The sequence below is a fragment of the Atlantibacter hermannii genome, from assembly GCF_009907385.1.
Taxonomy (GTDB): Bacteria; Pseudomonadota; Gammaproteobacteria; order Enterobacterales; family Enterobacteriaceae; genus Atlantibacter; species Atlantibacter hermannii_A.
In genome coordinates, this window is sequence record NZ_JAAATR010000011.1 from 1 (window position 1) to 20,246 (window position 20,246).

The window sequence follows — 20,246 nt, forward strand, 5'->3', positions numbered from 1 at the left end:
CCCTTTCAGGGTTGCCGTGTACACACCGGTATTGCCGGTTTCGGCAATACTGCTCACCGTCACTTTGCCGTCAGTCGGCGTGGCGTTGCTGCTGTTCTTGACAGCAAAGACCAGGCTTGTCGCGATCCCGCTGATGGCATTGCCGTCCGCGTCTTTCGCGGTAAATGTCAGGGTGCTAATGGCGGTATTATCGGCCGCAATGGACTTCGGCGAAGCGCCAAAGGTGGATTGCGCCCCGTCCGGTGTGGTGCCAGCGGTAAATATCACACTGTCGCTCAGGCTTCCAAGCGCATTACCATTAAACTGAGGAACGACTGTTAAAGTGTCTGCAACCCTGGCTTTCAATGTGGCGATATATGTACCTGGTGTTGCAGTCTCAACCACTCCGCTGACTGTTGCATCTCCGGTGGTCAGCGCGGCTCCATGGCTGTCAGTGACCTTAATACTCAGGCTGCTGGCGATTCCTGCAATGATGTTCCCACCAGAATCTTTCGCGATAAGCGTTAACGTACTTGTCGCCGTGTTATCTGCCGTCAGTGTTTTCGGGCTGGCAGAGAACGTTGACTGTCCGGCATCAGGTATCAGCCCCGCTTTTAAGGTCACTGTCGCGTTGAGATTGCCAATCCCGTTTCCACTGTATTGAGGTGTAATGAAATACGCGCCAGCATGCGCACCTTTAAGGGTCGCAACATAAGTGCCCGGCGTAGAGGCTTCCGTTATATTACTGACCAGAACCGAACCCGCGGCAGGGGGAATACCCTGAATATCGGTTACACTAAAGATCAGAGCATTGGCAATGCCGGTAATCATATTGCCGTTCGTATCTTTAGCAACCAGCGTCAGGATACTGGTCTGCGTATTATCCGCTTCAATAGTATCCGGGCTGGCAGTAAATGTGGATTGCGTCGCATCAGGCGTCGTCCCACCCGTCAGGGTCACCGTATCATTCAGGGTGCCAATGGCGCTGCCGCTGAACAATGGCTGGACTTTATACGCATCCGCCAGAATCCCTTTCAGGGTTGCCGTATAGATCCCCGGCGTGGCGGTTTCGGTAAAGTTACTCACAGTGATTTTGCCAGGCGCAGGTATGCTACCGTTGCTTGATGCAACGTACAGACTCAATTTATCTGCATTGCCGGTCAGGGCGTTACCACTGGCATCTTTAATAGCAAGCGTGAGGGTGCTGGTAGCAGTGTTGTCAGCAGCGATCACTTTCGGGTTTGCGCTGAAAGAGGACTGCCCTGCGTCAGGTGTAGCCTTAACAATAAATACCCGGCTGGATGAAAGCGTGATGTTCCTGACGGTGGGTGTCAGGGTCACTATTTCATTTTTTGTGCCAGCGGTTACCGTGACGTCATAAACACCAGGTGATTTGCGTGAGAACGTTGAAACGGTTGCTTCTACAGGTGGGGTGGTTCTGTCCGCTGCTAATAATGTGTTGTTATCTTTATGCGTAACCGCCAGGCTGATATCAGCCACCGGGACATCAACCAACTGCTTCTGACCGTCTTTTAAGGTTAACTCAACAATAGCTATGCTTTTACTATCAGCAGGTAACCAGGCATCGTTCGACTGCGCACTGCCCGCTTGTACAGGTTTAAATGTTGACTCTATGTTGCTGATTTCTGAAGGACTGACAGTAACCTGAGTTTCAGATGGATCAGAATGGTTGCCTTTTTTATCTATTGCCACACCCGTTATAAAATAGGTGTTCATCGCCCCTTCGCCGTACTGATACGGAGGAAGGATAACGCTGTAGTCAGAGCCTGACGTGTTCACTACGCTACCTCCCGCAGCCAAAAGCGCAGGGGCAGACCAGTCAATGCTTTTTAAGCCATGGGAAGAGGTGACAGAAACACCTAATGATTTTTGCTCACCACCAAAGCCCGTAATTAAACCCACAGTGTGGAGACGAATAATTTCTTTCTTACGGTATTCCAGAATGATGTTGTTATTACGTTCAACCAAATCATAACGACTTCCATTCAAACTACGCATAGCAGCAACGTTGTCGGGATCAACCTGATGCTGCCAGGGGACGCCTAATTGATAATTCATCTGGAGACCGACGCGGGTTTCATTTTCGCCCGCACTACCCTGACTTTGTTCGGCGTTCATGGTTAACAGCGGAACAGGCGTATAATTGACACCTATCGTAACGGCGTGAGGATCGCGCTGACGCTCATCTTTGCTGAATAATGCGACCTCATCACCATAATACTGTTCGTAAGTGATTTTACCGCCTAATTGCGGCAGCGCAGGGAGCCATGCTTCAGCGCGAATATCCCAGCCATTGGCCGGGCGTTCTTCATAATCATCAAAATCTTTTGAATCTTTCCACCCTGTAAGCCGCTGATAACCGTTAGCGCCTAATTTCAGGTAGTCGCGGCCATATTCAAGCCCCAATCCCCAGCGAGAATGATTGCGGGAGAGATCGTGATCGAAAAAGGTGTTCCCCCCCACCATATAATCATCTGCGAAATAGCGCAGACCAACGCCAAGGTTTGATTGGGTGCGATCATCAGTCCGGTGAATGCTGCCCTGAGTAAAGAAAAGTTTGTCTTTTTGCTCCCAGAGTGGAATTAACAGATCAAACTGAGAATTTTTAAGAGAGAAATTTTCATCGGCTCCCAACTGAACGCGCGCGGTACCAAAACGGCTAAGCCATTGCTGGGCAGTGCTGCTGGCTTCCCCTGTCGCCATCCCAAGCGCCAGCGCTCTGGCGCTGTCGCCATGAGGATCGTTACCTAAAAATGATCCCGCCTGTGTCGCATAACCTGCAATTTTTTGTTCCTGCGCGTCGGAGGGAGAAGCGTTACCGGAGGAAGGTTTCGCTAAAGCAGGTTGTTTACGGGATGAAGAAAGTAAGGGAACATCTATTTCGTCACCTGCGCCAATACTGGAAAAACCGTGCGCAAATGTCCGAAACTGGTTCAGCTTACGCAAAGCCTCTACCGTCATATTGTACTTTTTAGCAACTGACTGCACAGACTCGCCGTTGCTCAAACGATAGATCGTCGTGCGCTGCGTGTTTTCTTCCACGCTCACTGCTTTTTTCTGCTGCGCATAGGCGATAGCGGGAGAAAACGCAGAGGTTAAAGGGAAAATGAATTGAATAAGGATATTTAACCAAATAATCCATTTTGCTAAAATATTTTTTCCAGGCAAATAGGCGCTCTGATGCCGCTTAATCATTTCATTTACCCTCTTTAGTATAAATAAACCTTAAAATCCATGGCTAAAAAAATAGAAGTCAATGCTAAAAACTTATTAAAATGTAATAATATTATTTTCGCGCGTAGATAGTGATAAACATCACTGTCCAAATCAATAGCCAGCCGAAAAATAAGAATATGACCCGTCCAACCGTGACATTTTAATATTTATATTTCAAGTAAAAGACCTCTTATTAAATAAGAAAAAGACTCCCTCACAGTTTTTTATTAATGAAAACTGTTAGTAGATCTCAAACAACATCATCAATACATTGATATACAAAATAGCTACAATTAACGAGAAAATATTTTACAATTCATTATCAATATGAAAATAAATCTAGGGCGAATGATTTTGTACTTTCACTTCAATACCTGTTAGCCGAGCCATTAAAACGAAAACATAATAATAAAGGGAAAACTTACTGGCTAAACTGCGTTAAGGAATAGTCAGAATTGCGGCATGACGAAGCCTGGCATAGGTAACCCATATCCCATTTTTTCAAGCATCACTAATCAGTAAGCGCTTCTGATATCACAGAAATTTCCCTCTGTTATTTAAGATTGCTGCACATGATGACTTATAAAATGCGTGTTAAAACTGACTCCTGCTCCCTTACACGATCCTGAGCGCAACGCTGAAACAACCGCATCGACAATATTTTCACTAGCGTATTTATTTACTTATAGTCGTTAAATAGGTTATGCAAATGGCGGTCATGGCGATTAAAAAGAAAACGCCCGGCTCACAGGCCGGGCGTTTTCAGTCGTAATTATTGCTTTAAAAAAATTAAATCGCCCAACCGCCCGCGTAGAACGCCACCAGCGCGATAGCAATGATCACGGTGCCGATGTTGAGCTTGCGCCACTCGCCGGAGACCAGACGACCAATCACCAGAGAGGCGAAGCCGATCATGATGCCGGTTACGATGTTGCAGGTCAGCACGATAAACACGGCGGTGATCAGGCCGGACATGGCGTCAACGAAATCGGCAAAATCGATTTTCGCCACGTTGCTCAGCATCAGCAGGCCGACATACATCAGCGCAGGCGCAGTCGCGTAAGCCGGCACCAGGTAGGAGAGCGGAGACAGAAACAGGATCAGCAGGAACAGCACGCCAACGGTGATCGCCGTCAGGCCGGTTTTGCCGCCCGCCGCCGTACCCGCTGCCGATTCGATATACACCGCGGCAGGCGCTGCGCCCACCAGGCCGGAGAACACGCTGCTCAGGGAGTCAGTGGTCAGCGCTTTGCCGCCATCAATAATCTGCCCGTCTTTATCCAGCAGATTTGCCTGTCCGGCTACCGCGCGAATAGTCCCGGTGGCATCAAACACCGCCGTCATTACCAGCGCCAGTACGCTTGGGATCACCACCGGGTTCAGCGCGCCCATGATGTCCAGGCTGCCGATCAGCGAATTGCCGTTTTCATCGCTCAGCGACGGCATCGCGAACAGGCCGGAGAACTTCACGCTCGGATCGAAAATCAGGCCAACGATAGATACGCCGATGATGGTCAGCAGAATGCCGCCCGGCACTTTTAATTTCTCAAGACCAATAATCACCGCCAGGCCAATCAGCGACATGATCACCGGGAAGCTGGCGAAGTGGCCTAACGCCACCGGCAAGCCGTCCAGCGGGTTTTTGATAACCAGGCCCACGCCGTTCGCCGCAATCAGCAGCAGGAACAGGCCGATACCGATGCCGGTGCCGTGGGCGATGCCCTGCGGCAGGTTGCGTAAGATCCAGCTACGGATGCCGGTGGCGGAAATAATGGTAAACAGCACGCCCATCAGGAACACCGCGCCTAAGGCAACCGGCACGCTGATTTGCTGGCCCAGCACCAGGCTGAACGCGGTAAAGGCGGTTAAGGAGATGGCGCAACCGATAGCCAGCGGCAGGTTGGCCCACAGGCCCATCAGCAATGAACCGATACCGGCAACCAGACAGGTGGCAACGAAAACGGCGGCTGGCGGAAAGCCCGCTTTACCCAGCATGCCCGGAACCACGATAACGGAATAAACCATGGCCAAAAAGGTGGTGAGGCCTGCAACGATTTCCTGACGAACGGTACTGCCGCGTGCAGAAACCTTAAACCAGGCATCAAGCGAGCCGGTACGCGCAGATGGCGTAGACATAGAAACATCCCCTGAGAATTTTTGTAGTTCGTTTTTATGCGTGGTGGACAACCCGCTGCCAGCTAAACGTCAGATCCCTGTGCTCAATGAGTGACAAATGGGTGGGGTCACAATAAGCAAACGTTTAACTCCGCGCATAGAAAACGGTGCGTAAAATTAAGGCAAACGATTATCCAGCCTTGTGACGGGGTATTTCAACTTAACTTTGCCGCTTTTCGCGAAAAATTCATCCAGGTGATGATTTCTTCACCGACAAATGCGCAAACGTTATCGTCGATGCGCAAGGCCATCACAAAATCTGCTCATTTTGTGATGGCCGTGAATGCGGAATTAGCCGCCGGGCAGCGAAAAAGGCCCGCCTTTGGTGATGGCGCGCTGCCAGGCCGGTCGCTGTTCGAAACGCTGCTTCCAGCGCTGAAGATTGGGCAAATTATCAATCCCGCCCCGGGTCAGCAAGGCAATGACGGGAAAACTCATCTGGATGTCCGCCATACTAAAGCGATCCCCGGCAAACCATTCACGGCTTTCCAGCGATTGCTCGATAAATTGCGCATGGGTAGCGAGCTGCTTATTCAGATAGCCTTTTTGCACGCCCTGCCCCAACAGTTTACCCACGGTGCGAAAGCCAAACGGAACCGGCGATTTACCAAGGCTGCTGAACACCAGCTTCATCATCAGCAACGGCATCAGCGATCCCTCTGCATAGTGCAGCCAGAAGCGGTAATCAATTTTTCCCTGGGCATCGGCAGGCTTGAGTTGCCCCTGGGTATCGTAGGTTTCCTGCAGGTATTCCAGGATTGCACCGGATTCCGCCAGCACAAATCCTTCATCTTCCAGCACCGGCGATTTGCCCAGCGGGTGCACTTTTTTCAGCGCAGGCGGCGCCATCATCGTGGGTTCACGCTGGTAGCGAACAATCTGGTAGGGCAAATTGAGCTCTTCCAGCGCGCAAAGGATACGCTGCGATCGGGAGTTATTCAGGTGATGCACAGTCAGCATGGCAAGTTCTCATCGCGAGTTAGTTAATTTAACTATAGAAAATTGCGGCAAGTTGTCGCAAAAGTTAGTGCAAAAAACCGCCAGTATGGCTGGAAGAAACAGAGGCCAGGGATATACTCAAATTATCGGTGCAAACCGGAACCTCCTGAGAGACTACGATTGAGGGGCGCCGACGTCGGGGGAGACCCTCCCGTGAGAAAGCGGGATACTGATAAAGACAAAGACCGGAACCAAACTAAAGCGCCGCAGTTGGCGCTTTAGTTTTTTTAGTGCTCGCTCTCTTCCAGCAATCGCGCGCCAGTCCCTTCCTGCCCCAACCGATCCTCCGGGTTACGCAACGGGCAGTCGCTACGCGACAGACAGCCGCAGCCGATACAACCATCCAGTTCATCGCGCAACGAGGTTAGTGTCTGGATCCGTCGATCCAGTTCTTCCCGCCAGCGTGACGAAAGCTGCTGCCACTCCTTCGGACTGATGGAATGCCCTTCGGGCAATACGCTGAGCGCCTGGTTAATGGTGGCGAGCGGGATACCAATCCGCTGAGCGATTTTAATGATCGCCACATAGCGCAGTACGTCACGTTTATAGCGCCGCTGGTTTCCCGCATTGCGGGTACTTTTAATCAGCCCTTTGCTCTCATAAAAATGCAGCGCGGACACCGCGACACCGCTGCGCTTTGCCACTTCGCCGGGCGTCAGAAAGGGTTTAATGCGCGGTTTTTTCTTCTCCATAACGCTTTACCTCAAGTTAACTTGAGGAATTATACTCGCCGCCAATGAGAACGACTATCGATAACTGACGATAAGGGGCGCTTATGTCACATCCGGAAATTATCAGCACACTGATTGAATGGATCGATGAGCATATTGACCAACCGCTGAATATCGACGTGGTGGCGAAAAAATCTGGTTATTCAAAGTGGTACTTACAGCGGATGTTCCGCACCGTGATGCGACAGTCGCTCGGGGAGTATATTCGTCAACGCCGGTTATCGATGGCGGCAGAAGCGCTGCGTAATACGCGGCGGCCTATTTTTGATATCGCGATGGATCACGGGTACGTGTCACAGCAGACCTTTTCGCGCGTGTTCCGCCGGGAATACGACATTACGCCGACCGACTACCGCCTTCAGACCAGAGTGGCGGGATTAGCTTCCCGTAATAACGTCTTAACTTCAGGCTCATATACCCAGCTGATGAGCTCATGAGGCGACATCGCCTTCGCGAAATACCACCCCTGACAAAACTGCACGTTACGCTTTAACAGCCAGCTAATTTGCTCAGGGGTCTCCACCCCTTCGGCAATAATCTTCAGGCGCAGGCTTTGCGCCATTTCAATAATATGCTCAACGATTAAATGACTGGTGCTGTTGGTGGTCAGCGTATCGATAAAGGTTTTATCGATTTTCAGCATATCGACATTCAGCGAGTACAGATTATGAAGGTTGGAATAGCCGGTCCCGAAATCATCGATGGCAATTTCAAAGCCTGAGCGGCGGAAAGCCTGTACCACCGGCGCGGTTTTGGTCACATCAATCACGCCGCGCTCGGTGACTTCGATTTTGATTTGCTGCGCTTTAACGCCAAATTGACGGTTTTTCTGTTCGATCAGCGCGATCAGCCGCGCAGAGTGAAAATCCGATGCAGAGAGGTTAATGGAAATATACAGTTCTGGATGGGCCGCTAAAAACGCGCCCAGATCCTGATACAACTCTTCGATAACGTAATCGGTAACCCGGGCAATCAGCCCCTCTTTTTCCGCCAGCGGAATAAACTCAACCGGGCTCATTACCGGGCCATTAAATCCGGGCCACCGCAATAACGCTTCAGCGCCGACGCAGGTCCCGTTTTTAATGTCGACTATCGGTTGATAATGGAGGCAAAGCTGTCGCTTTTGCAGCGCGCGCTGTAGCAAACGAGCAGGCGAATTAAACTGCTGGCGGGTGCGTGACCACATCAACAGAATAATCACGCTGCAAATGAGCCCCAGCGGCAGTGTCAGGGTAATTTGATGATACCATTCCTGGAATATACGCTGCGAACTGGTCGAGACAATAATGGCGATCGGGCGCACACTGGATTGCGCAATGGCATAATAGCGATCGTCGACCTGGAAATTGCGGTCTTTATTGCGAATTAACTGGTCGAATAATTTCGCGTCGACCTGCTGGCTTAACGAAAAGAATTCATTCGTTACGGTATCAAACAAGCCAAACTGTAAATGGCTGTCCGTAGACATCACTTCACTATAGGAAAGGGGATTCACTACCGCGACATAATTCCCTTTACGCATATAAACCATTTTATGCCCGGAATAAAATGGCGTGTCGCGGTAATAGTAGATCGCTATATTAGTGCTGCGCGTATAATTTGCCGCATCCATGATCCAGTGTTGCTTCATGGTCATTGCCGTCGAACATTGAAATTCATCTTCATTGGCATAAATCAAATCAGCCACATAAAGATGACCGCGCACGATATTCAGCATATTCGCTCGATGGTCCGCAGAACATATTAAACCAGGCCAGCTAAGTGCTTCTTCGCGCGCAGAATCAACGTCTTTGATAACAATTTCAGTTTTGTCGAGTACTAATTGCGCAAACGCGTGGAGGTGATCACGGGTATCACTAATTGCACGCAGATGCGCTAACCACAGGGCAAGCGCGACAGGAAGCAGCACCACGAGTGTAATGCCTGCCAGTCGTAACGCGTTTTTTCGTGCCCTGAAATTCATTGTGATCTCATATCCCTGCTGTTTGTGCCTGCTTGGTTATGAATAGACACTCTCCAAACAGGCGTTACGTTGCATGAATAACGGAACATTAGCAACAGGATTTTATTATCACAGAATATAATTTCTTAACCTGTTAAGGTTATTCACAGGTTTTACCGAAAAAAATGCGTTAATTTATCTTAAGTGCGTTATTTTCGCTGTTTAACGGTCATCTTAATTACATCTAATTAATTTTTAATAATTAAAACACCTGTATTGTCTGTAGATTATCCATACAGGCTGAGTGGTTAACAAATGTCCTCAGGCCGAACGCAGACTGTACGGCTGCGCCCGGTATGTTTAGCCTGATAAAGCGCTTTGTCTGTTTCGGTAAGCACCTGTGACAGAACCCATGCATTCCCTTTGACAGCGAGCGCCCCCGCACTAAAAGACAATGCGACGGGTTCTTCATTAATCAATAAGGGGGTGGTTAGCAGAGTTTCACGAAGTTGCGCAGTAAACGTTACCGCATCATCACAATCTGCCCCCTTAAGTATCACCAGAAACTCTTCACCGCCTAAACGACCCACATTAAATTCCGGGAAACGGCAGGCGCGCATACAATCACAAAAATGGAGTAAGGCTTTATCACCTGCGGCATGCCCCCATGAATCATTAATACGCTTAAAATAATCCAAATCGATCATTAAAACGGCAAACGGATCTCCTGTCGCGGCGTCGAGTTCACTCTCTAACTTCTTTAGTATTTCTGCACGATTGAGGCACTGAGTTAAATCGTCAATGGTGGCTTTTAGCGTTAATATTCTTTCAGCCTGTTTACGCGCGGTAATATCTAACCCAATATTCAGGACGCTATTATCAGGTAATAATATATTAGCCCAGAGCGTGGTTAACATCGTGCCGTCACGTCGCAAAGGGTGCCATTCTTTCATCGCGGTCAGTGGGCTGGTATTAACAGATTCCCGCACGTCACTGCGAATTGCCGGGTCAGGATAAAACAGCGCTAACGGATCCTGAGCCTGATTAATCTCATCTATTGTCCATCCAAACACTCTTTCACACTCACCGTTCCAGAGCGTGCAACGACCATTCCTGTCAAATGAATTCATCAGTACCGGTGCCCGCTCAAACAGTATTTTATATTGTTCGGAAATTTGCTGTAGTTCCTGAAAGGCAAATTCACGAGCAGATTGCTCAAGTAAATAATCTCGCAGTTTGTCTGCCAGAATCGTCACGCCGTGTTTAAGGATAGTAATCGACGGCAGAGTATATTGATAAGCTAAAAAAAGCCAGGCGGTAGAAGCATAATCGCGCAGCGGTAACTTGCATAAAATTCCGGTTTGCAATTGCCTGAAGGGCATCTCCAGACCTGGATAAAACAACTCTCCTACTCCCTGTGACCAGGAGAGAATACGCCACGCATAGGGATGTTCAATGATACGAGGATGTAGCAAGACCTGGCACGCCTGAGCATAGCCGTCTTCCCTTTCACCTGTATGGTGGACCTGAAGTTCCCCGTCACGCTCAATGGCAATCCAGGTGACAGCACTGCCCAACGCGTTTTGAATATCCCCAACGATATCCTGGAGCGAACGATGTGGTAAAAGCTGCGGAATCACCTGGGTCAGAATACGCAATACTTGTGCGCCATCGCCCAGAAGATTGTGTTTTTGTGCAGTATTCATTTTTTATCATTTTCACATGTTGTTGAAAATAAAAATAATAAACACTTATCTGCAATGAATAATTCAATTCAACGCAACGCGAAAGACAGAATTTAATGGGCGAGAAAAACGCACGCTAATGTGTAAAATTAAAATGGCATCCGCTATTAAAACCCATTTAAATCAGGGAGTTGAATTATTTATTACATATAAAGATGATTTGCAGTCAAGCATAATGCAGGACCACAGTTATGTAAATATTAAACAAATGTTATCTGACATAACTTTATTCACTATTTCAGCCCGCGCTCAGGAAAGAAATACGACAAAAGGATGAGTTTTAATTACTGCCTGGAATAACGCCTCGCTTAAGCCAACCCATAGGCCTTAATAACACCAGGGTTATTAAAGACTAAAAAAAATTGCGCTTCGATCTGGCTAATAAAAGAACAAATGTGATAGAGTTCACACATCAGATGCAATTTTGGCATTTGCGTTCATTGTTAAAAACCCCACGCTTTTTAGCCCCCTCCAGGAGCATTGCCTCCTGCGCTGAAAGCGTTGCCTTTATTTAAAGGAATCAGTGATATGGCTACCCTGACTACTGGCATCGTGATGATGCGCTGGCAAATTGTCAGCGCCGTGATGATGTTTCTTGCCAGCACCCTGAATATTCAATTTCGTAAATCTGATTATGCAGTGCTGGCGGTAATCAGCAGCGGAATAGGCATTGCCGCATCCTGCGCATTTGCAACGGGTTTGCTGGGTTTGTCTATTGATTTTGCGGCGACATGGATTCACATCAAGGATGTCATGTGGGATGTCCTCAGTAAAACGCCGCCCGAGTGGCCAATGATCCTGACCTGATTTTTCCGCCTCTGCTTTGCAGAGGCTTTTTTTTACATGCAGCCCGCACAGCTGGTACAACGCCAGTCCTGCCTGTTAACCGCTTTCCAGAAAGCCCGATAATTCTCCTCATCCAGTGGGATAGCGTTATCGAAAAAGCAATCGGTTAGCCATTCAACATTTTCGAGTATCCATTCATCTTCAGGCAACCCATCTGCAAAGGTTTCATCATCGGGATCGATAATGGAATAGATCCCCCGAGTGCCCATATCTTTTTCGCGGCGGGATTCAGGGAGTTCGACTGGCCGCCCTTCAAACGTAATAATCCAGTGACCATGACAAAGCAAATTGCCACGGCGGCTCCATTCTGCCTGAAATAAATTGTTCGCTATAGCCATCCTGTCTCCGTGTCGCTTTTAAATATATTGTGCGGCTTTATTTAACACCTGCGGGAAACTGTTTAACCCCGAAATGATTACCTTCACATAAAGCCTTTTATTTAGTGGGGATAGTTTCGCATCAGATGAATAAGGCGGAAATCCTAACAAAGAGGTAGATATTATCTGCAGGAGGGTAGCATTGCTTATTTGATAGTGGGGCCAATAACAATATTCATCGCTAATATTGGGTCAAATGCCTAAGCGAAAATAAAAATAAAAAAAACCCGCATAACGATTGCGGGTTGTTTGTCTGATACCTGATGTCACATCAGAACGGGATATCGTCGTCGAAATCCATCGGCGGTTCATTGTTAGACTGCGCCGGAGCCTGCTGCTGCGGACGTGATTGCGCGCCGCCGCTGAACTGACCACCCTGAGCCTGCTGTTGCGGTTGCTGAGGCTGACCCCAACCGCCCTGCTGCTGACCGCCACCTGCCGGTGCGCCGCCGCCCTGGCGTCCGCCCAACATTTGCATCACGCCGCCAATTTGCGGAACGTTAATCTCGGTGGTGTAACGCTCCTGGCCGGACTGATCGGTCCATTTGCGGGTACGCAACTGGCCTTCAATATAGACCTGTGAGCCTTTACGCAGATATTCACCGGCAACTTCCGCCAGTTTGCCGAACATCACAACGCGGTGCCATTCGGTCTGCTCTTTCATTTCGCCGGTCTGCTTGTCGCGCCAGGAGTCGGAGGTAGCCAGCGTGAAGTTAGCGACTGCGCCGCCACTCGGCAAATAGCGTACTTCCGGGTCCTGACCCAGATTACCAACGAGAATAACCTTGTTTACGCCTCTGCTGGCCATGAATCACTCTCCTGAAGGGTTTCTAAATAGTGTAAACGCGCGATTGTACCATCACAAAGCCGCAGTTTGATAGCTGCGAGCATTGTTCCAGAAAAAATCGCCAGGGCGTCATTTTTGCACAAATCGCTGGAAGATGCATTCCAATACTGTATATCCATTCAGGTCAAATTGTGTCATAATTAGCCGTTTCTGACAGCCGGTTCTCTTTTCTTGCGCAACATGAAAGACCAGGCAAACAGCGTTTCTACCGGGAAAGGTGAATGGATAAGATAGAAGTACGGGGCGCCCGCACCCACAATCTCAAGAATATCAATCTCGTCATCCCCCGCGACAAGCTTATTGTCGTGACAGGGCTGTCGGGCTCAGGCAAATCCTCACTGGCTTTTGACACTCTGTATGCCGAAGGGCAGCGTCGCTACGTCGAATCGCTGTCGGCGTATGCGCGTCAATTCCTGTCGCTGATGGAAAAGCCGGATGTCGATCATATCGAAGGGCTTTCCCCTGCGATCTCGATCGAACAAAAATCGACGTCGCATAACCCACGCTCCACGGTGGGTACCATTACTGAAATTCACGATTACCTGCGTCTGCTGTTTGCCCGCGTCGGCGAACCGCGCTGCCCGGATCATAACGTCCCGCTGGCGGCGCAAACTGTCAGCCAGATGGTAGATAACGCGCTGTCGCAGCCGGAAGGCAAGCGCCTGATGCTGTTGGCGCCGGTGATCAAAGAGCGTAAAGGCGAACACACCAAAACCCTGGAAAACCTTGCGAGCCAGGGGTATATCCGCGCCCGTATCGACGGCGAAGTCTGCGATCTTTCCGATCCGCCGACCCTCGAACTGCATAAAAAGCACACTATCGAAGTGGTTATCGATCGTTTCAAAGTGCGCGCAGATCTGGCGCAGCGCCTGGCGGAATCATTTGAAACCGCGCTGGAGCTTTCCGGCGGCACGGCGATAGTCGCAGATATGGATAATCCCGACGCGGAAGAGATGCTGTTTTCGGCTAACTTCGCCTGCCCGGTATGCGGCTACAGCATGCGTGAGCTGGAACCCCGCCTGTTTTCGTTCAACAACCCGGCGGGCGCCTGTCCGACCTGCGACGGCCTGGGCGTGCAGCAATATTTCGACCCGGATCGCGTGGTGCAAAACGGCGAGCTGTCGCTGGCTGGCGGCACCATCCGCGGCTGGGACCGCCGTAACTTTTACTACTTCACCATGCTGCGTTCGCTGGCGGATCACTATAAATTCGATGTGGAAACCCCGTGGAATGAACTGAGCGCTACCGTGAAAAACGTGGTGCTCAACGGTTCCGGCCGCGAAACCATCGAATTTAAATATATGAACGATCGCGGCGATACCTCTGTGCGCCGCCATCCGTTTGAAGGCGTGCTGCACAATATGGAGCGCCGCTATAAAGAAACCGAGTCTTCCGCCGTGCGCGAAGATCTGGCGAAATTTATCAGCAACCGCCCCTGCGCGACCTGCGAAGGCACCCGCCTGCGCCGTGAAGCGCGCCACGTGTTTGTTGAAAACACGGCGCTGCCGACCATCTCGGATATGAGCATCGGCCACGCCATGGACTTTTTCACCAATCTGAAATTGTCCGGCCAGCGCGCAAAAATCGCTGAAAAAGTGCTGAAGGAGATTGGCGATCGCCTGAAATTCCTGGTGAACGTCGGCCTCAACTATCTAACGCTTTCCCGCTCGGCGGAAACCTTGTCCGGCGGCGAAGCCCAGCGTATCCGTCTGGCGAGCCAGATCGGCGCGGGCCTGGTGGGCGTCATGTACGTACTGGATGAGCCGTCAATCGGTCTGCACCAGCGCGATAACGAGCGCCTGCTGGAAACGCTGATCCACCTGCGCGATCTCGGTAATACCGTGATTGTGGTGGAACACGATGAAGACGCGATCCGCGCCGCCGACCATATCATTGATATTGGTCCTGGCGCGGGCGTGCATGGCGGCCAGGTCGTGGCTGAAGGCACCATGAAAGACATCATGGCGGTTCAGGAATCGCTGACCGGCCAGTACCTGAGCGGCAAGCGGGAAATTTCAGTACCGAAGCAGCGCGTACCGGCAGATCCGGCGAAAGTGCTTAAGCTCGTGGGCGCGAAAGGTAACAACCTGAAAGACGTTACGCTGACGCTGCCGGTAGGCCTGTTTACCTGTATTACCGGGGTATCCGGCTCGGGTAAATCGACGCTGATTAACGATACGCTGTTCCCTATTGCCCAGCGCCAGCTTAACGGCGCGACGATCGCCGAACCTGCGCCGTATCGCGAAATCCACGGCATGGAGCATTTCGATAAAGTTATCGATATCGACCAGAGCCCGATTGGCCGAACTCCGCGCTCAAACCCGGCGACCTATACCGGCGTGTTTACGCCGGTGCGCGAGCTGTTTGCCGGCGTGCCGGAAGCGCGTTCCCGCGGCTATACGCCGGGGCGATTCAGCTTTAACGTGCGCGGCGGCCGCTGCGAAGCCTGCCAGGGCGACGGCGTGATTAAGGTAGAGATGCACTTCCTGCCGGATATCTACGTACCGTGCGACCAGTGCAAAGGCAAACGCTATAACCGCGAAACCCTGGAAATTAAGTACAAGGGCAAGAGCATTCATGAAGTGCTGGATATGACGATTGAAGACGCGCGTGCGTTCTTCGACGCGGTGCCTGCGCTGGCGCGTAAGCTGCAAACGCTGATGGACGTGGGGCTGTCCTATATCCGGCTGGGTCAGTCTGCCACCACGCTGTCTGGCGGCGAGGCCCAGCGCGTGAAGCTGGCGCGCGAGCTGTCGAAGCGCGGTACCGGCCAGACGCTGTATATCCTCGATGAGCCCACTACCGGCCTGCATTTTGCCGACATTCAGCAGTTGCTTGACGTATTGCACCAGTTACGCGATCAGGGCAATACCATTGTGGTGATTGAGCACAACCTGGACGTCATTAAAACTGCAGACTGGATTGTGGATCTCGGCCCGGAAGGCGGCAGCGGCGGCGGCGAAATTCTGGTGTCAGGCACGCCGGAAACCGTCGCTGAATGCGAAGCCTCTTACACGGCGCGCTTCCTGAAACCGATGCTTCCAAAATCCCGTTAGTTATACTGACAATTGCTGCCTGACCTGTTCAGGCAGCAACGTCACCGCCTGCTGATAGGATGCATCAATAAGGTAGTAAATTTGCGATGCGGGCAAACTGCCATCCAGATAAACCGTGCTCCAGTGAGCCTTATTAAGGTGGGCGCTGGGAAACACGTCTTCATGTTTTTGACGCAGCAGCTCGGCCAGTTCCGGGCTGGTTTTTAACGACACCGCTGGCCGCTCGTTCACGTCGTGAACCATGGCGAACAGCACATCCGCCAGCTTAATCTGCGTGGCTTTCCAGTCGCTATGAACGCTTTGCTCCGCGCCCGCTTTCTTCATGCAATAATCCAGTAGATCCGAGTTCGTCATTGTGGTTCCCCTTGTAATGTGGCGACAAGCCGGCGCGTTCCGCCGTCGATGCGATGTTCCCCTAACCAGATTCCCTGCCATGTACCGAGTTGTACGCGCCCATTTTTCACGGGCAGAAGCAGCGATACCCCCAGCATTGACGATTTAATGTGCGACGGCATATCGTCCGGCCCTTCGTCATCATGCTGGTAATGGCCGCTATCAGGCACGCTGTTGAGAAAATAACGTTCCATGTCGATACGTACGGTGGGATCGCAATTTTCATTAAGCGTTAATGATGCCGAGGTATGTTGCAGCAGCAGGTGCAATAATCCCGTTTTGATGCGAGATATCTCCTGGATTTGCCCTAAAACCTCATCGGTCACCAGATGAAACCCCCGGGGTCTAGCCCGTAACGTGAGCGTTTGTTGCCACCACATCCACCGTCTCCTTAATTAATTCAGGCTCTGTTAAGTGTGCAGCAAGGCGCCAAAAGGTAAACCTGGAATGGCGCTTTTGATGAAAAAAACAGCAAAAAACGTCATGAGATCCATTTCCGCAACCATAGCGGCGCCAATGAGGAAGAAAATTCAATATTCAGAATTCACGATCACTTCTTCACCAAAAGCGCCTGCGGCGGGTGCAGGACGATAGGTGGAATTGGAGGCGCGCAAGATGCGAATGGCGCGGATGCCGCTTTCACGCGCGGCGGAGATGTCGTTATCGGAGTCACCGTAAAACATTTTGATCTGCTTATCGTTTATCCACTGCGTTTTGGTGTTTTGCCCCTTCTTCTCTCCGGCAAAAATGACAGGATGCATATTTGCCCCTGGAATATGAAAAATGTCCTGTAAGGTTTTGCTCAGGGTTTCCGTTTTAGTCTGGCTGCGGCCGGTAATAAAATAGATGCTGTCACCGCGTTTTATATGAAGGGAAATCAATTCACGTGCCACTTCTTTCGGAATGCTGAATTCATCCCAGCCGTTATTCATCTTTTCCCAGAATGCAGGATTTTTTAGATAGGCCTGACTACCGGGAGAATACAGGCGTTGTCCGCGCCAGAACCCGGGGCTGGAGAACAGCACGGTATCATCAATATCAAAACCCACCGCGAACGGCTCGCGGCCTAACAGGCTATTTTCAATTTGCGCGACGGATACCCAATGAATCGGTGCCTGGTACGCGAGTTTAGTGACATTCGTCCCGGGATAGAGCGGCGACGGCACGGATGCTCGCGTCACGACGGACTGGCTTAGCGTCAGCGCGGCGAGCGCGAGGCTAAAGATCAGTGTGAGCTTGCGCATACCTTTCCCTTTGTTATCAGGTTGTTATTATGTCATCGGAGCAGTTGCTCAAAATAGTAGCGACCATAACCGCCAATACGCGCGCCGCCAAGATTTATTTCACGAAGAGGTTCGGGAAAACGGCCAGGATCACAAACTAAAAAGGACAGACGGAAACCGTGCTGTCCTGTTAACGCATACGTAACGTATCGAAAATAGTGAGTACTTACATAACTGCGGCAAACGCCTTAGCGACGCGTTGCACATTACGGGAATTTAATCCGGCAACGCACATGCGGCCGCTGGCAATCAGGTAAATACCGTACTCATCACGCAGACGATCCACCTGGGCCGCGCTTAGCCCGGTATAGCTGAACATACCGCGCTGTTGCAGCAAGTAATCAAAATTACGGGCCGGCATGGCGTCTTTCAGTACGTCCACCAGCGCCTGGCGCATTGCCAGGATGCGGATGCGCATCGATTCTACTTCCGACAGCCAGTTGGCTTTCAGTTCGTCATCGCCCAACACCATCGCCACCACCTGCGCGCCAAAATTCGGTGGGCTGGAATAGTTGCGGCGCACGGTGGCTTTCAGCTGGCCCAACACGCGTCCGGCAGTTTCTGAATCTTCACAGACAATCGACAGGCCGCCCACGCGTTCGCCATACAGCGAGAAGATTTTGGAAAACGAATTGCTGACCAGGGCCGGCAAACCCGCGCTGGCGATGGCGCGAATCGCATAAGCATCCTGCTCCATACCTGCACCAAAGCCCTGATAAGCGATATCAAGGAAGGGGATCAGTTCACGGGCTTTCAGTACCTCAACCACGGCATCCCACTGCTGGTTATTCAGATCGGAACCGGTCGGGTTATGGCAGCACGGGTGCAGCAGCACAATGCTGCGCGCAGGTAGCGTATTCAGTTTTTCCAGAAGCGCGTCGAAACGTACGCCTTTGGACTCGTTATCAAACCAAGGGTAAGTACTTACTTCGAATCCCGCCCCTTCAAAAATGGCGACGTGGTTTTCCCAGGTTGGGTCGCTCACCCATACGCCAGAATCCGGAAAGTAGCGTTTCAGGAAATCCGCGCCGACTTTCAACGCGCCGGAACCGCCCAGAGTCTGAATAGTTGCCACGCGCTGTTGCTGAAGAACCGGATGGTCTGCGCCAAACAGCAGCGGTGCGATGGTGTGACGATAACTGTTCAGTCCTTCCATTGGCAGATACAGCGATGCGCCATGCGGTTGCGCGTTCAGGCGCTCCTCAGCGTTGGCGACAGCCTGCAACTGCGGAATGATGCCGTCTTCGTTGTAATAAAGCCCGATGCTCAGGTTCACTTTATCGGCGCGAGGGTCTTCTTTGAAACGCTCCATCAAAGAGAGAATGGGGTCGCCCGCATAGGCGTCAACTTTTTGAAACACGCTGAGGTACTCCTGGTTTACGGTGTGGTCGCTTTACACAATAAACCGGAGGCTACGGGAGATCGAGAGGAAGTTTGCAAAGCCGCTTCCCTGTAAAGAAACGGCCTGGAGTATTAATCAAGATAGCGTATCGCCATGCGCGGCGTTAAACGGGTAATAAGTTCGTAAGCACTCACTTTAGTCAGCGCAGCGATACGTTCGACGGGCAATCCTTCCCCCCACATCACTACGCCGTCGCCGACCTGGTCCTGCGCATCAGGGCCGAGATCGACGCAAATCATATCCATCGCCACCCGCCCGACGATGGGCACTTCACGACCGTTCACCCGCACAGGCGTACCGGACGGGGCGCTGCGCGGGTAGCCATCGCCGTAACCCAGCGCAATCACGCCCAGCCGGGTATCGCGCTCGCTGACCCAGGTACCGCCGTAGCCCACCGGCTCGCCCGCTTTATGCTCGCGCACGGCTATCAGGCTGGAGGTAAGCGTCATCACCGGTTTAAATCCGAAGTCTTCGCCCCAGGGTTTGTTATCCAGCGGCGAGACGCCGTAAAGAATAATGCCCGGGCGCACCCACTCCAGATGGGATTGCGGCCACAGCAGGATGCCCCCCGACGCGCCAATCGAGCGCTGGCCCGGCTTTCCTTCAGTGAAATGGTTAAAGATGGCAAGCTGCTTTTCGGTCGCGCCGCATTCCGGTTCATCGGCGCGGGCGAAATGGCTGGCGATATTCACCGGCTGACGCACGTTTTTACAGGCGCTAAGCCGGGCATAGAATGCCTCGGCATCTTCCGGCAGCACGCCCAGGCGATGCATTCCGGTATCCAGTTTCATCCAGACGGTGATGGGTTCATCCAGCGTCGCCTGTTCCAGCGCCGCCAGCTGCGCGTCATTATGCACCACAGTGTGGAAGCCTTCGCGGGAGATAGTCGGTAAATCGTCGGCATTGAAGAAGCCTTCCAGCAGCAGAACAGGCTGTTTAATGCCCCCTTCCCGCAAGCCCAGCGCTTCTTCCAGACGGGCAACGCCAAAAGCATCGGCGTCAGTTAGGGTGCGCGCGGTCTCCAGCAGACCGTGGCCATAGGCGTTTGCTTTCACAACCGCCACCATGCGACTGTCCGGAGCCAGTTCGCGCAGGCGTTGCAGGTTGTGTCGCAGAGCGCGGCGGTTAATCACTACGGTTGCCGCTTGCATGTCATTCCTTGCATTTAAGTGGATTTCATGGGGAATCCCCTAAATCATTCGCGTTGCAGGAAGGCGACGAGTGCGTGGATCCC

The 20,246-nt window shown here is 51.4% G+C and carries 15 protein-coding genes and 1 pseudogene; 3 read left to right on the plus strand and 13 right to left on the minus strand.

Annotation, left to right across the window (positions count from 1 at the left end; translation table 11 throughout):
• The 4 genes from GV764_RS03645 to soxR form a co-directional block, all read right to left on the minus strand.
• Positions 1–3,195 (minus strand): inverse autotransporter beta domain-containing protein (locus GV764_RS03645; RefSeq protein ID WP_161659025.1); only part of this gene is annotated, 3,195 nt, incomplete at its 3' end.
• Between the two features lie 810 nt (positions 3,196–4,005).
• Positions 4,006–5,352: an NCS2 family permease gene (locus GV764_RS03650; RefSeq protein ID WP_161659026.1), complete on the minus strand. Its 1,347-nt coding sequence runs from the start codon at positions 5,350–5,352 to the stop codon at positions 4,006–4,008.
• 330 nt (positions 5,353–5,682) lie between these two features.
• Positions 5,683–6,351: a glutathione S-transferase family protein gene (locus tag GV764_RS03655; RefSeq protein ID WP_161659027.1), complete on the minus strand. Its 669-nt coding sequence runs from the start codon at positions 6,349–6,351 to the stop codon at positions 5,683–5,685.
• Between the two features lie 266 nt (positions 6,352–6,617).
• The gene (soxR, locus tag GV764_RS03660) at positions 6,618–7,082 is read right to left on the minus strand and encodes a redox-sensitive transcriptional activator SoxR (protein WP_161659028.1); all 465 of its coding nucleotides are present in this window, start codon (positions 7,080–7,082) and stop codon (positions 6,618–6,620) included.
• 83 nt (positions 7,083–7,165) lie between these two features.
• Between soxR and soxS the strand changes: the two are divergent.
• Positions 7,166–7,483 (plus strand): annotated as a pseudogene (soxS, locus tag GV764_RS03665) (superoxide response transcriptional regulator SoxS); the annotation flags it as partial.
• On the opposite strand, the gene GV764_RS03670 reads toward soxS, so the two are convergent.
• On the minus strand, positions 7,480–9,084 hold the full coding sequence (locus tag GV764_RS03670) for an EAL domain-containing protein (RefSeq protein ID WP_161659029.1): 1,605 nt from the start codon (positions 9,082–9,084) through the stop codon (positions 7,480–7,482). The pseudogene soxS and the gene GV764_RS03670 sit on opposite strands and share 4 nt — an antisense overlap.
• 287 nt (positions 9,085–9,371) lie before the next feature.
• Complete coding sequence (locus tag GV764_RS03675) at positions 9,372–10,769, minus strand: GGDEF domain-containing protein (RefSeq protein WP_161659030.1); 1,398 nt, start codon at positions 10,767–10,769, stop codon at positions 9,372–9,374.
• A 567-nt stretch (positions 10,770–11,336) separates the two neighbouring features.
• Here GV764_RS03675 and GV764_RS03680 point away from each other — a divergent pair.
• Positions 11,337–11,615, plus strand: a complete 279-nt coding sequence (locus GV764_RS03680) for a YjcB family protein (RefSeq protein WP_161659031.1) — start codon at positions 11,337–11,339, stop codon at positions 11,613–11,615.
• 32 nt (positions 11,616–11,647) lie between these two features.
• Here GV764_RS03680 and GV764_RS03685 read toward each other — a convergent pair whose 3' ends face one another.
• Together GV764_RS03685 and ssb1 are read right to left on the minus strand one after the other, a co-directional pair.
• Positions 11,648–11,992, minus strand: a complete 345-nt coding sequence (locus GV764_RS03685; RefSeq protein WP_161659032.1) for a hypothetical protein — start codon at positions 11,990–11,992, stop codon at positions 11,648–11,650.
• A 310-nt stretch (positions 11,993–12,302) separates the two neighbouring features.
• Positions 12,303–12,839, minus strand: a complete 537-nt coding sequence (ssb1, locus tag GV764_RS03690; protein ID WP_161659033.1) for a single-stranded DNA-binding protein SSB1 — start codon at positions 12,837–12,839, stop codon at positions 12,303–12,305.
• 260 nt (positions 12,840–13,099) lie between these two features.
• Here ssb1 and uvrA point away from each other — a divergent pair, with 260 nt between their 5' ends.
• Positions 13,100–15,934, plus strand: coding sequence for an excinuclease ABC subunit UvrA (uvrA, locus tag GV764_RS03695; protein ID WP_161659034.1), 2,835 nt, complete (start codon positions 13,100–13,102; stop codon positions 15,932–15,934).
• Here the strand turns inward: uvrA and GV764_RS03700 are convergent, their stop codons facing one another.
• From GV764_RS03700 to alr, 5 genes are all read right to left on the minus strand, one after another.
• Positions 15,935–16,288 (minus strand): MmcQ/YjbR family DNA-binding protein, encoded by a 354-nt coding sequence (locus GV764_RS03700; RefSeq protein ID WP_161659035.1) that lies wholly within the window; start codon positions 16,286–16,288, stop codon positions 15,935–15,937.
• Positions 16,285–16,707 (minus strand): secondary thiamine-phosphate synthase enzyme YjbQ, encoded by a 423-nt coding sequence (locus GV764_RS03705; protein WP_161659036.1) that lies wholly within the window; start codon positions 16,705–16,707, stop codon positions 16,285–16,287. The genes GV764_RS03700 and GV764_RS03705 overlap by 4 nt, the downstream gene beginning before the upstream one ends.
• A gap of 150 nt (positions 16,708–16,857) precedes the next feature.
• On the minus strand, positions 16,858–17,571 hold the full coding sequence (gene aphA, locus GV764_RS03710; RefSeq protein WP_161659037.1) for an acid phosphatase AphA: 714 nt from the start codon (positions 17,569–17,571) through the stop codon (positions 16,858–16,860).
• A 205-nt stretch (positions 17,572–17,776) separates the two neighbouring features.
• On the minus strand, positions 17,777–18,970 hold the full coding sequence (tyrB, locus tag GV764_RS03715; protein ID WP_161659038.1) for an aromatic amino acid transaminase: 1,194 nt from the start codon (positions 18,968–18,970) through the stop codon (positions 17,777–17,779).
• A gap of 113 nt (positions 18,971–19,083) precedes the next feature.
• Positions 19,084–20,163, minus strand: coding sequence for an alanine racemase (gene alr / locus GV764_RS03720; protein ID WP_161659039.1), 1,080 nt, complete (start codon positions 20,161–20,163; stop codon positions 19,084–19,086).
• Between the last annotated feature and the right edge of the window lie 83 nt (positions 20,164–20,246).

What these genes read in the sequence shown, in the direction of transcription:
- GV764_RS03650 (WP_161659026.1), bottom strand. Translation starts at nt 5,352, where the DNA reads ATGTCTACGCCATCTGCGCGTACCGGCTCGCTTGATGCCTGGTTTAAG.
- GV764_RS03655 (WP_161659027.1), bottom strand. Translation starts at nt 6,351, where the DNA reads ATGCTGACTGTGCATCACCTGAATAACTCCCGATCGCAGCGTATCCTT.
- soxR (WP_161659028.1), bottom strand. Translation starts at nt 7,082, where the DNA reads ATGGAGAAGAAAAAACCGCGCATTAAACCCTTTCTGACGCCCGGCGAA.
- GV764_RS03670 (WP_161659029.1), bottom strand. Translation starts at nt 9,084, where the DNA reads ATGAATTTCAGGGCACGAAAAAACGCGTTACGACTGGCAGGCATTACA.
- GV764_RS03675 (WP_161659030.1), bottom strand. Translation starts at nt 10,769, where the DNA reads ATGAATACTGCACAAAAACACAATCTTCTGGGCGATGGCGCACAAGTA.
- GV764_RS03680 (WP_161659031.1), top strand. Translation starts at nt 11,337, where the DNA reads ATGGCTACCCTGACTACTGGCATCGTGATGATGCGCTGGCAAATTGTC.
- GV764_RS03685 (WP_161659032.1), bottom strand. Translation starts at nt 11,992, where the DNA reads ATGGCTATAGCGAACAATTTATTTCAGGCAGAATGGAGCCGCCGTGGC.
- ssb1 (WP_161659033.1), bottom strand. Translation starts at nt 12,839, where the DNA reads ATGGCCAGCAGAGGCGTAAACAAGGTTATTCTCGTTGGTAATCTGGGT.
- uvrA (WP_161659034.1), top strand. Translation starts at nt 13,100, where the DNA reads ATGGATAAGATAGAAGTACGGGGCGCCCGCACCCACAATCTCAAGAAT.
- GV764_RS03700 (WP_161659035.1), bottom strand. Translation starts at nt 16,288, where the DNA reads ATGACGAACTCGGATCTACTGGATTATTGCATGAAGAAAGCGGGCGCG.
- GV764_RS03705 (WP_161659036.1), bottom strand. Translation starts at nt 16,707, where the DNA reads ATGTGGTGGCAACAAACGCTCACGTTACGGGCTAGACCCCGGGGGTTT.
- aphA (WP_161659037.1), bottom strand. Translation starts at nt 17,571, where the DNA reads ATGCGCAAGCTCACACTGATCTTTAGCCTCGCGCTCGCCGCGCTGACG.
- alr (WP_161659039.1), bottom strand. Translation starts at nt 20,163, where the DNA reads ATGCAAGCGGCAACCGTAGTGATTAACCGCCGCGCTCTGCGACACAAC.